Origin of the sequence: Paludisphaera rhizosphaerae, assembly GCF_011065895.1 — a bacterium.
Taxonomy (GTDB): domain Bacteria; phylum Planctomycetota; class Planctomycetia; order Isosphaerales; family Isosphaeraceae; genus Paludisphaera; species Paludisphaera rhizosphaerae.
Window position 1 is genome coordinate 180539 of sequence record NZ_JAALCR010000007.1, and the last position, 12609, is coordinate 193147.

Sequence of the window (12609 nt, forward strand, 5' to 3'; positions counted from 1 at the left end):
GTCGGTCGGTCGTCGATCGGGACGGAACCTTCCCCCGAAATCCGGGAGGATCTTAGGACCTCGCCCGAATTAGGTCAATCGCAACTCGGCCGGATGGCAAACGAGATCCGGCGGCGGCTCCGTGAGCCGGATCGACGGGCGACCGGGCGTGCGAACGGCGGGAACGGGAAAGCGCGACCGCCGCGTGATAGCGACTCTCGACGCCAGGCTGCGGGTACAGGCCGCCGCCGAGGATCAGCGCGGTCAGCACAAGCACCGATGCGCGTTCCGCGGGGCGGATGTGCAGCTCGATCGACGATGCGTGCGGCCTCCCCGTGAAGATGCGGAAGTAGGCGTGGATCACCGCCAGACCGTTGAGCGCGGCGACGATCACGACAATGGCCCCGACGACCGGGGACGACTGCACGGCGCCGTCGACGAGCATCTCAAGCCCGATGAACCCGACCGTCCCCGGGAAGCCGACGCTCGCCAGGCCGGTGATGAGAAACAGAGCGGCGAGCATCGGGACGTGTCGATAGAGCCCACTGAAATCCGAGAGCGACACCCGCCCCATCCGCGACTCGACGCAACGCATCGTCAGCCCGAACCCCGTCAACGAGAGGGCCGCCGACAGCCAAAGGCAAAGCGCGCCCGCGACCCCGATCGGCGAGGCCGTCTCCAGGCCGACGAGGACGAGCGACGCGTGACTCAGGAACAGGTAGCAGAAGAACCGACGGGCCTCGCGCTGCACCAACGCCATGCCGGCGGTGTAGACCGCCGTCGCCAGCGAGGCCATCGAAACGGCCTGGAGAATCCACGACGGTGCGAACGGCAGCACGAGCCGCATCGCACCGTAGACCCCCGGCATCGGTGCGACGAACAGCAGGGCGGTCCCGAAGGTGGCGTGCTCGAACAGATCCGTCATCCAGCAATGGAACGGCGCGACGCCGCTCCGCACGAGCATCGCAAGAGCCAGAGCCATGATCGCCGCAACCGGTGGATTGCTCGCATCGCCGGCCGTTTCAAGCAGGGCCGCGCCCAGGGCGAGGAGTCCGACGAACAGCCCCGCGTGGACGACGTAGACTCGCTTCGGCTTGCCCGCCTTGCTCAATTCCAGGAACGGCGGGATCGTCCCGATCGCTAGCAACGCCGCCACCGCCCAGGGCGTCTTGCAGGCGAACGTGGCGAGCAGGATCGCCTCGGCAGCCAACGATCGGGCGAACGAGAACTCGCGGGCCTTCGCGCGCAGCGTCGCCAGGTTGGTCAGGAAGTAGACCAGGGCCACCAGCGGCAGCTTGGGCGCGCTGAGGGGGTCGAGAGCCAGCAGCGGCGAGCCGAGGAGGCCGGCTGTCAGGCTCCAGGGATCGTGGGCTTCCACGGCTCCCAGCAGGACGAAATCGAGCCAGGCCGCGAGAGTGCAGCCCAACGCCAGGCCTGAGGCCCCAAGGCTTCGGCGCCTGGCGACGTCCGGCGTCCGCGCCAGCGCGTCCCAGACCGCTCCGACGATGCAGATCAGGACGCTGAGCGACAACCAGGGGAATCGAAACTCCGCCATCACGCCTCCTCGCCGATCGGGGCGGACGCCGCTCGCCGATCCGACTCGCGCGACGCGGCCCCGGCCAGCCAGTCCGTCCAGCGCCGCTCCAACCGGTCGAACCTCTGAAAGATCCAGACGAAGGGTGCCACCACGAACCGATCGAGCGCGTCGTCCAACTCCCCGCGATGGAATCCCAGTCTGTAGAGGTTCCGACGACGACGCTCCGTCAGCCACCGGCCCGGCGCATCGTCGGCGTCGTCGAGAGGGCCGCCGATGGCGTCCTCCAGCGCGTGGTAGTCGTAAAGCAGCGACGGCGCCCGGAGCAGTTGCAGCGTTCGCAGACATGCATGGCCGATGATGTGGATCAGCGGAATGTACCGCAGTCCCAGGCCGATCTCAGCCGTGATGATCCCGACCTGCGTCAGCGAGGCGAACGCCAACGCCCCCTTCACGTCCGCCTGCACCCGCCCGGTGATCGACGCGAAGGCCGCCGTCGCCAGGCCAAGAGCGACCGTCGCGATCCCCAGCACGGGAGAAAGCTCCAGGATCGGACTGACTCGCAGCAGGAGATACGTCCCCAGGTGGACCGAGAGCGCCCCGTAGAACACGGCGCTCGAGGGAGTCGGCCCCTCCATCGCTCGGGGAAGCCAGCCGTAGAACGGGATCAGGCCCGATTTCCCGGCGGCCGCGACCAGCAGCAGGAGCCCCGCCCCCAGCGCCTGTCCGGAGGTCACGGCCGCTCTCCCCTCCGGCCACGGTCCGGTCCCCATCATGCCGGTGAAGTCACCTGTCCCGGTGGCGTGGTGAATGACGACGGCCGCCAGCAGAAAGGCCGCGTCTGAGATCCGGTAGATCGACCAGATCCTCTGGCCGTTCAGCACCGGCGACGTCCGCTCGTGGAAGAAGGCGACCAGCAAGGCCGAGGAGAGACCGACAAGCTCCCAGCCGAGGAACAGGGTCTCAATCGCGCCGGCGAGCGTGGCGACCACCATGCCGAACAGAAAGACGGCGAAGGCCAGGAAGAACCGCCCATACCCGGGGTCGCGATGCAGATATCGATGGGCGAAGGCGCTCGTGGTCCCGCAGAGGATGAGCGTGAGAATCAAGAACGGCACGGACAATCGATCGAACACGAACTTCAGGTGAAAATGAAAGTGCTCCTCGGGGATCCTCGCCCAGTCGCCGAGCTCGACCGGCACGTAACGCGAGCCCGTCCCCAGCATCAGCGTAAGGATCGCGACGGACGCCAGCAGCGAGCAGGCGACGCACGAGGCCGTCCAGCGCGCCATCGCGTTCTCGCTCAGAGGGCGGGACGCCAGGAAGGCGCCGCCGATGGCCAGCAGCAGGATCGCGGGCGCGGCGACGACGCAGACTCCGAGGGCGACGAACAACGCTTCCACCGTCATCGCGGGCCTCCGGCGATCGTCGCGAACCCGAGATGGTTGCGCCGGCCCTGATACCAGTCCAGGGACGAAGGGACGACCGGTAGGTCGCCGGTCTTCGGCTCGTAAAGCTGGAAACGGCCGTCCTGATAGACGTGGATCCGCGAGGACGAGGGGTCGAGCGTGGCCAACTGCACCCAGGAGTTGCGCGCCAGACGGCCTAACGCCTCCTCTCGGTTCATGACCTCCATGAGGATCTCCGGAGTGGTCTCGACGACGAACAGGATGCGCATAGCCTCGTGGATCTCCACCATCTGCCAGGGGAGTCCCGGGCGGAGGTCGCTGGCCGCGCCGTCCATGACCCCCAGCAGCGAGGTGATGTTGTGCGGGAGCTTCGTCCCGCAGCCGTAGCCCGTCGGGTCCACGTAGGAGAAGAAATACTCAAGGTTGATGCCGGCGCAGACCGGCACGACCGCCCGCAGCAGCCCGCCCAGAGTCGCGCCCGTCTCGTCGTCGCGCGTCGGGTCGTACGAGGTGAGGAACGACCGCCGGTCGAGGAAGAGGCCGCGAGTCCGCGACCGTCGGCCGACGATGCAGACGGCGTTGGTGGCGTGGCCGCATTCCGGACGAGTCTGGGATAGATCCTCGGCGCGGACCTCGACGTGACGCAGGGCCTCCGCGGGAGTCAGGTCGAGGGGGGCCGACTCGAACCGGCGGCATCGCTCGTGGGCGTTCCGCCGCCGCGCCTCGTCCAGAGCCTCGCGAGCCTGCTTGAAGGCCGAGCGATGGGAAGGAGGCAGATCGTCGAGGTCGAAGTACGTCATGCCGTCAGTGCAGGTGTTGTGGCGAGCGCCGACGAAATGGACGCCTTCAGGGATGGTCAGGCCGCTTTCCTCCAGGAGCCGTCGGACCCGAGGGTCGTTGGCCATCCGAGCGAAGGCGCGGGCGTTCGGGCCGCCGTTGGCCCCACCGCAGGCGCCGCAGTCGTAGGCCGCCTTCTGGGGATTGTTCAGACTCGACGAACCGTGCCCCACAACGACGATCAACGGAGCGAAGCCCTCGGTCAGGCCGATGGCCCGCAGCGTCCCCCCCACGACGCCCGCCATCTCGGCCCGGGAATAGCCGAGGCTGTCGTCGTCGGGCCCGGGCTCCGAAGCTGTCCGGTCCAGCCGAAGCCGCGTCAATGGGGGCGTCACGACCTGGTCGAGCAGCCGGCGGACCATCGCGGCCTGGCGAGGCAGAAGGACTCGAAGCAGCAGCGGGAGCGAGGCGACCGAGCCCACCATGCCGGTCAGGGCGCCGCCGATGAAACTTCGCGTCCCAACGTGCAGCCGACGGACGATCCGGCCCAAACCGCGTCGGGCCTCAGCCTGGAGGCGGCCGGCCTCTTCGAGCGACCGAAGCGGCTCCTCCTGGACGTAATGGTTCGGCTTGATGTTGATCGGACAGAGCGGGCGGTACTGAGCCTCGGCGACGCCTCGGTAATACATCGCCACGCCGAAGAAGCCGGCGACGCCGAAGGTCTCACAGGCCGGCTCCACCTCCTCCAGGTGCCTGCGGAACGACTCCTCGCGCTCGTCGAGGCAGCACACGGCCTGAAACACGCTTCGGGCGGCTTCCCCGGCAGGAGGATGGGCGGCCAACGCGTCGAGCGTCTGGTCGCGGTAGGCTCGCTCATAGGCGAGATGGTAGATCCGCCTCCGCTCGACGCTGCCGAAGGACTCGATCTCCTCCACGAGCCGAGCCCAGTCGGCCTTCGACATCCGGTGCAGGTCGGCCGGTCCCCAGCCGCGGAGCTGGGCGAGTTGGAACACGAGGTACGCCCGCTGATCGACGCTCACCCGCGGAGGATGAGGCATGCGACGGCGAAGGGCCGCCCGCAGGTCGCCCAAAACTTCGTTCTCGTAGGGCGTCTCCCGCGTCAAACAGCCCAGGGCCAGGCGTTCGAGAATCAGACGAACGGCGAGGTATTCGATGAGGGTTCCCGCCGGCGCGGGGTGGGCCGTCCATTCCGCGTTCGTCTCCATTTGCCGGAGCATTCCCGCCCATCCGCGCAAGGCCAACAGCGTCTGCGTTACGAACTCTTCCCGCTCGGCCTCGGCGACGCCCATCAGGTGAAGCGACTCGTCGATCGACTCGATGGGCGTGAGCCCCGCCTGCTCGATCCTCTGGATCTCGGCCGGCAGCTCGTGCAGCCAGGGTTTGACGGGCTTCGCATCGCGAAAGAGATCCGCGAAGGCCCGGAAGAAGCCGAGGTCTCGATTCGGCAACGTCCATCCGGCGAACCCCTGGTCGAGAAACGCGGCGCAAAAGCGAATGAGGACCTCGTGGACGGGGAGGTCGGCGTCGCGACCGGTCGCCGCCAGCAGCAGGTCGCGATGGCGGGCGGATTGCGAGGGATGCTGGACCGATCGCGCGAGCCCGTGAACGCCGCCGCGGCAGATCCGCCAGAGGGCGTGGAGCGTGAAGGACTCCCAGGTCTCCGGAGTCCAGCTCTCCATGGAAGCCGCATTGAAGCGGGACAAGAGCGAGGCCAACCCGTCGCGCTCGCGATGAGTCGGATCAACGTCGACCGCGACGCCGGACTTCAGGCGGCCGGCCCACTGGCGAGCCCCCTCGATCAGCCGCCGACGCACGTCGGGAGGGGCCTCGTCGCGGAATCGGCGCAGGGCGTCGGTCTCGGCGACCAGCCACCGCAGCTCCGCGTCCGAACCGATCCGCAAGGGACGATCCAGCATGGCCAGCCGCAGATGGTAGCGCGTGCCCATGAAGCCGATCAGCCGATCGGCCTCGTCCCCCAGATCGTCGAGCAACGCCGCGGCGAGATCGTCCCCCCGAATCCGGCCCCGGGCGAACTCCGCTCGGTAGAAGTCCTCGGGCAGATAGGGATGGCGCCCGTAGATCTCCGCGCCCTTTTTGACGGCCGCGTCGAACGGCAGATCTTCAAAGGCGTGCAGGGTGTTGTGATGGACGAAGACCGTGATCGGCCCCTGCGACGGCAGCAGATGCGCGGCGTGCTCGATGCAATGCTCGAGCCCCGCGGAAGATCCATGATCGTCGGGCTGATTCGACCGCCCGACGCCTGGAGCCAGGGCGTCATGCACTTGGAGCCGCTCCCAGAAAGAGACGGCGATTACGTTGTCAGGGAGGTCGACGTCGACCTCGGCTTATCTTAGGCCGCATGAGAGGCCTGTCAACAGGAGGCCCTGCGGCAAAAGCCCGGCGGCGTTCGCGCCAGGGTCACATGAAGAGGGGGTCGACCAGGGCCCGCCGGCCGAAGTCCAGATGCGCTTCGACCCGTTGGGCGGCGAGTTCGGCGGGGCCCTGGATGATCGTCTCGGCGATGGCCAGGTGCTCCTGGAAGCTCCCCTCGATCCGTCCCGGGTTCAGGGAGAAAACCCGATGGAAGATCCGGTGCGTCCGGTCCCGAAGCTTGGCCATCACGCGACAGATCTCGCGGTTGTCCAGAAATTCGGAAAAGAGCGTATGGAAGTCCTCGTCGAGCCGGACGCAGTCGCCGATGTCGCGGCGGACGAAGTTCTCGCGCTGGGCTTCCAGGTTCGCCCGCACCCGCTCGACCTGAGACGAATTCAGTCGGCCGGCGATCCGACGGGCGACGAACGGCTCCAGAGCCATCCGGATCTCGTACAACTCGGCGATCTCGTGGAACGAGAAATCGCGGACGACGGCCCCCTGCTGCGGCGAGATGCTCAACAGCCCCTCGACCTCCAGACGCTGCAGCGCGGAGCGGACCGGAGTCGTGCTCATCCCCAGCTTCGCGGCCAGCGGCCGCTCGGCGATGAACTCCCCAGGAGCCAGCTCGCTGCTGAGGATCATCCGGCGAATCTCGTCGTAGGCCCGGCTCTTGAAAAGCCCTCGGGCGTTCCTCACGCCGGCGGCGCCGTTCGCGTCGACGTCGGCTGTGGATCGAAGACTCGACATCGTTCGACTCCTCCCAGGACCGCCAGCCTCCGACATGAATGAAGTCCAACCCAAGGCCTATTGAGATGTTACTGAGACCTCAGTAGGATCGCAACAAAAGGTTCTGAGATTTCGAGCCCGAATCTCAGAACCCTCTGATGGCTCTTAAGTCAGGGAAGCGACCGACGGGTGATCACGCCTCGGGCGAAGGGAGGCTCATTCGAACTCGAGAGTCCAGTTCGACTTGCCCTTCAGGAAGAGGCGGGCGACCCGGCCGGCGACGCGGTCGGATTCGCGCCCCTGGGCGTCATAGCCGACGACCTGGGGATACCATTCGGTGGCGTCCATGAGCTTGGTGGGTTTGGTCCAGGCCTGGGGGTCGTCCAGCCGGCCGTTGAAGGCGATGTACACGCCCGTCTGATCCCAGCCGTTGCCGGCCGCGCGGTTCATGAGCACCACGTACTCCTTCAGGTGCTCGTTCCAGTGGACCGAGGGCCCCCAGAGGGCGCGAGCTTCGGGGCTGTGCCAGTCGGCCTCGACGCTGAAGATTGGCGTGGCTCGACCGCCGAGGCCCGGTTCAGTCCAGCGGCCGTCGAACCACTTAAAGGCCTTGCCGACCGGGTTGTCGAGGTCGGACGCGGCCATGCGGGCGATGGCGACGCCCTGCTCGCGGACCTCGCTGGGGTACGTGCTGAAGAGGAAGTAGAAGTAGGCCCCCTCGCGGTCGGGAACGACCGTGAAGTCGCCGACGCCGCCGCCGAAGTAGTTGTTCGCGGTGGTGGTGGAGAACGTGCTGGGGTCGGCTTCAAGGACGAACCCCTGGTCGTGCCAGTGCAGGCCGTCGTCGTTGGAGACCATCTGCCCGATGCGCGGGGCCGTCCGACCCGGCCGGTTCGGGATCACGCCGGGGGGCTCGTTGTGATACCACATGTACAGGCTCCCGTTCGGAGCCTTGTGGACCGACTCGATCCACCGCCCTCCCTGCTTCCATTCCGCCTCGTTGTCGATCGAGACCCGCCGAGGAGGGTTCTCAAGGTGGTTCAGATCCGAGCCGACGCTGCGGTAGGGGGTCTCATGCGACGAGAAGCAGTAAACCCGACCGCCGTCGCGGTACACCGGGTTGTTGCAGTCGAACCCGACAGGGCTTCCCGGCACGGGGGGAAGTTCCAGAGTCCTCGTCTCCCGCACCACGATGCGACGATTCCCCACCGAAACCCGCCCTGCGATGCGCTCGGGGCGTCCAAATGCCACATACCACCTGACCGGAGGCAGGATCAGCAAAACCCCCACGAACAGCGCAAGCAGAGGCTTCATGAAAGAACCTTGCCCCCCGTAACGAAAGAGGAGACGGCGCGTCGTCGAACCCTCAGGCTCCACGACGGCCTGCCGCGACGTTGCGACGCGACTCAGGACCGGCGTCTCCCCGCCGCGTCCGGTCGCTCCTATCCCTTAAAGCGTCGGAGAAGCCGAGAGGGATCGGACATTCCGCCGATTTTTTCAGGACGCCTGCTTGAATGCAGCTACAGAGGCCGGCTAGCCCCGGGGTGACGTCGTGGGAGCGGCGCGGGGAGCGTCGTACTCGTCGCGGGGGAAGAGGTCGGTGTTGACGTCCTCGGAATGGTCGTCGACGGCGGGGTCCAGCAGATGGGCCGACGGGAGGGTGCGGAGGCAATCGCCGAGCACCTGAGGGCCGAGGTAGGCGGCCACCTCGGGCGATTCGAGCCGGCGTCGCCAGTCGTCGAGGTCGAGCTTGATCGGAGCGTCGCTGCCGATGAGGATGACGCCGTCGACCTCGAGCACGTAGGGGAAGACCCGGCGGAAGGTGTCGCGCGTCCGAGGGGTCGGCGACCACGAGCACATCAGGCCGCCCGGCGCCAACCTGCTGAGGCAGATCTTGAAGAACTCAATCGAGTAGAGGTTGCCGCTGTAGGCTCCGTTGGGGCGGATGGCGTCGGCCTCGATGAGGTCGTAGCGAACGTCTCCCCCCTCCAGCGCGGTCCGGCCGTCGGCCTCGATCACGGCGATGCGCGGATCGTTCAGGAACGCGGAAAGCCGCGGCAGGTCGCTGGTCTCGTCGAGTCGTTTCAGCAGAACGCGTTCGCCGGCGATCACCTCGAACACCGACAGCGACTGGGTCTCGCGACGGCAGCCGGCCGCCCAGGCGGTGTCGCCAGAGCCCAGGCCGATGACGGCGACCCGCTCCGGCGCGGGGTGCAGGGTCGCCGGCAACGCCCCCAGCTTGCTGTGGACGCCGCCGAACGGCAGGAAGCTCTGCCCCTTGCCGTTGACCGACATCCGCCAGCGGTCCTCTGAATCGGGGGCCAGCGCGGCGACCCCGGCCGGCCCCTCGGCGATCATCGTCCGGGCGTTAGCCGCGCCGTGGAGCCGGAGCCAGAGGGCCTCGCGCCCCGGCATCGCCGCGGCGACCGCCAGGAGCGCGGCCAGCAGCACCCCGGCGGGCCGAACGTCGCGCCGGGTCGTCACCGCGTGGGCCAGCCCGATCGCGGCCGGCAGCGCACCGGAGGCGACCATCAGTCGGAGGGTCGATTCCGTCCCCAGGGCGACGAACAACCAGAGCCCGACGACGAGCCCCCCCGCCACGCACCCGGCGATGTTCGCCGACTGCAAGACGCCGACCTTGTACCCGCTCGTCTGGGCTTCGTCCTGCACCCCGCGCTGGAGCGCGGTGAACGCCAGCCCCATCAGAAGGGTCGGCGGCCCGAAAAGCAGGATCGGGAAGACGGCGTAGAGCGAGAGCGACGCCTCGAGATCCTCCCAACGCGGCGTGAGCGGCTCGTAAGAACCCCAGTACTGGAAGTACCAGCCCAGAACGTCGGGCGAGAGCCGGACCAGGGTCGCGATCGACAGGCCGGCGTACAGCAGGACTCCGCACTGGCAGGCGAGGAAGACGCCCAGCGGATCGCGCCATTGCTTCGCCAGCCGCGAGCCGATCAGCGAGCCCGCCGCCAGCCCCGCCAGGTAGATCGCCAGCACGGTGCCGAAGGTATACGCCGTCCCCTTCACGCCGACGTCGATGATGCGGAACCAGACGACCTCCAGGGCGATCGCATAGAACCCGCTCAGAAAGCAGAGGAACGCCCAGAGGCCGAATCGACTCTCGGCGGCGGTCTCCGGCGGGAGGTTCGTGGCCTCGTCGTCGACCTTTTCCTCCGTCGCGGGACCGCCGATCGCGACGACCCCGAGAGCGCCCAGGACGCGGCAGGCCGCCCCCAACCTCAGCGCCCCGACGAGGCCCAGGTTGGGAATCAGCCACCAGGGAGCAGCCAAGGCCCCGACCGCCGCTCCGACCACGTTCAGCCCGTACAGCAGGCCGATCCGACGGGCCGCCTCCGGAGCGTCGTGGACCAGGGCACGCACCAGCAGCGGCAGGGTCGTCCCCATCAGAATGGTCGGCGGCAGCAGCACGGCCAGATGCGCGAGGCCCATCCGCCAGGGCTCGCCCCGGAACCACGAGGGGTCGATCCCTGGGAGCCGATGATAGAACGGCCCGCTGAACCAGGAGAAGACGCCGAGCGCCAGTTCGACGGCCGCGAAGGCCCACAACGCCCCCCGGGGCGAGAGGCGGCGGCTCAGTCGCCCCCCGATCTGGCCGCCGATCCCCAGGCCGGCCATGAAGGCGCACACGATCAGGGTGACCGACACCGCCCCCACGCCGCTGTGCAGCGCCAGGATGCGTTCCCAGGCGACCTGCTCGATCAGGGCGGGAGCCCCGCTGAGACCGAAGAGGAGGCCGACCGCGGCGGCCGATCGACGGCCCCTGGGCCGGCGGCTGAGAGTCTCGTCCATATTGGCTCCGAAGGCGGCGAAAGTGCGAGGGCTCGCGGCGTTCACCCGCCCCGGCTCTCCGATGCAATCGGCTCCGATCGCTCGGCGGGCTCCGCCTTCCTCCGCCAGATCTCGATCTTGCCGAATCGGGCCTCAGGTTCGTAGCGGCTGCGGACGATCGCTTCCAGTCCGGGCAACCGAACTCGGGGCTCGGGATTCACACCGGGGGTCCAGACCACCACGGCGTCGTCGGCTTTCTCCAACGCCTCGGCGAAGGGAGCCTCCAGCCCCGGAGCGGCGAACCGCAGCCAAAGGATCCCTCCAGGCGAGGGAAACAGCGGCAGCCGGCCGACCGGCGCGTTGACTGCCGGAAACGGGTTGTTGCGGAAGAACGCGCCGACCCGCGTCTGGGGCCCCGTTTGATTGCGAAGGTAATCGAGCGTGCGACTGTAGTCGTCCCAGACGAAGGGGGACGAGCCCACCGCGTCGAGGGCCCCCATGCACCCGGGAGGCCTCTGGATCGGCTGGCGACCCACGATCAGATCGCTCAGGGCGACGACGCTGGCGCGAGGAATCCAATAATCCGTATGCCAGGGATGTGCGTGCAGGACGATGGTCGCGACCAGCAGCGCCCGAAACGTCGGGACGAGGCTTGGAGCGGTCCAGATCCAGCCGGTCACGGTCGCCAGGCCGATGCACCAGACGAGCGCCGCCGGGTGGTCCAGATAGAAGTGCGCCTGCGGGCTCAGCGGTTTGTAGAGCAGCACGCCGAGGAAGGCCAGCAGCCAGGTCAGCGCCAGGCGGCGGTGGGGACGATCTTTCACAGTCATGGCGAGCAGCCCCGCGAAGACGGCGAACCCCGCGAAATTCTTCAGCGGGCCGAGAAACTCGCCGGACAGATTCCGCAAACCAGTCCCATGCTGATCGTAGCCGCTCCCGTACCAGGCGAACTTGAACCAGTAGATGAAGTCGTCGGCCACGCCCGCGAGCACCACCGGCGCAACCGCCGCGATCAACCCCGCCCCCACGACGACCGACCACCACGCCGCCCCCCGCGCCGTACTCTTCCACGACCCGCCTTCCGGCCGCGCGTTTTCGTCGAGAGCGGCCAGCAGCGCCGGCGCCAGAACCACCGGGTAGGGCCGGATGCTCAACGCCAGCGCGAACAACAGGCCCGAACCGATCGAGACCCGCGGGCCGTTCCAGGTCTCCAGCATCAGCAGGGCGAAAACCACGAACAGCGGCGCATGCCAGTCGCGTTGGCCGACCATCGAGTAGTTCTGCGACATGTAATAGACGAGCACCGCGAGATACCCGACCAGGCCGGGCGTCGCCCCCCCGAAGTGCTTGCGGCTCCAGGCCGTCAGGACGAACCCCAACCCCACGATCAGGGCGGCGTCGAACGCCTGAAACGGCATCGTATGGCCCCAGCCGAACACTTTCCCCAGCATCCAGTGAAGGTACGTCGGGCCTGGGAAGTTGAAGTCGAAGAGGTCGCGATAGGGGAGGATGCCAGCCTCCCACGCCTGCGCCGTGAGGGCGAAATAGCCGGTGTCGGTCCACCAGGGCCAGACCAGGTAATGCGGCAGCCATCCCGCGAACAACACCACGGCCGTCGCCGTCAGAACGGCGGCCAGTCCGCCGCCCAACGCCCAGGACGCGGCGCGGTCGAGATCGTTCCAGAGCTTGGCTGGAACCGTCCAGCGACCGACGTGCGTCGGCCGGCGCCGCAGCACGGGCGCCAGAGCCACGACCACCAAGAACCAGGCGCTCGCCTGCAAGGGCAGACGAAACCAGGGAGGAAGCAGCAACATCAGCCAGCCGCGGACCAGTTCGGCCAGGTCCTGCCAGAGATAAATCCCGAAGACGAGCCCCACCACGGCCGACGCGGTGAGGACGAGCTTGAGCAGGCTCGTCCTCGCCGCCTTGGGTTCTTCGACAAGGGGGGACGTCGCAGCGGGCGTTTCCATGCGGTCGTCCCTCCCCTGCGCGTCCATCTCGGTT

Annotated in this window: 7 protein-coding genes; all 7 read right to left on the reverse strand. The window is 68.0% G+C overall.

Annotated elements, in window-relative coordinates; translation table 11 throughout:
- Positions 1-52: 52 nt before the first annotated feature.
- The gene (locus G5C50_RS11185; protein WP_165069040.1) at positions 53-1534 is read right to left on the reverse strand and encodes a proton-conducting transporter transmembrane domain-containing protein; all 1482 of its coding nucleotides are present in this window, start codon (positions 1532-1534) and stop codon (positions 53-55) included.
- Entirely contained in the window at positions 1534-2922 is a 1389-nt protein-coding gene (locus G5C50_RS11190) for a proton-conducting transporter transmembrane domain-containing protein (protein WP_165069043.1), read from the reverse strand. Before G5C50_RS11190 ends, G5C50_RS11185 begins: the two co-directional genes overlap by 1 nt.
- Positions 2919-6002, reverse strand: a complete 3084-nt coding sequence (locus G5C50_RS11195) for a DUF2309 domain-containing protein (RefSeq protein ID WP_165069046.1) — start codon at positions 6000-6002, stop codon at positions 2919-2921. The genes G5C50_RS11190 and G5C50_RS11195 overlap by 4 nt, the downstream gene beginning before the upstream one ends.
- A gap of 136 nt (positions 6003-6138) precedes the next feature.
- Positions 6139-6840 carry a GntR family transcriptional regulator gene (locus G5C50_RS11200; RefSeq protein WP_165069048.1) on the reverse strand — a complete coding sequence of 234 codons (702 nt, stop codon included), beginning with the start codon at positions 6838-6840 and terminating at the stop codon, positions 6139-6141.
- Between the two features lie 195 nt (positions 6841-7035).
- A complete protein-coding gene (locus G5C50_RS11205) occupies positions 7036-8133 on the reverse strand; it encodes a glycoside hydrolase family protein (protein ID WP_165069051.1) in 1098 nt (365 codons plus the stop codon).
- A gap of 219 nt (positions 8134-8352) precedes the next feature.
- Positions 8353-10626, reverse strand: a complete 2274-nt coding sequence (locus G5C50_RS11210; RefSeq protein ID WP_165069054.1) for a fused MFS/spermidine synthase — start codon at positions 10624-10626, stop codon at positions 8353-8355.
- A gap of 41 nt (positions 10627-10667) precedes the next feature.
- On the reverse strand, positions 10668-12575 hold the full coding sequence (locus G5C50_RS11215) for a hypothetical protein (protein WP_165069056.1): 1908 nt from the start codon (positions 12573-12575) through the stop codon (positions 10668-10670).
- Between the last annotated feature and the right edge of the window lie 34 nt (positions 12576-12609).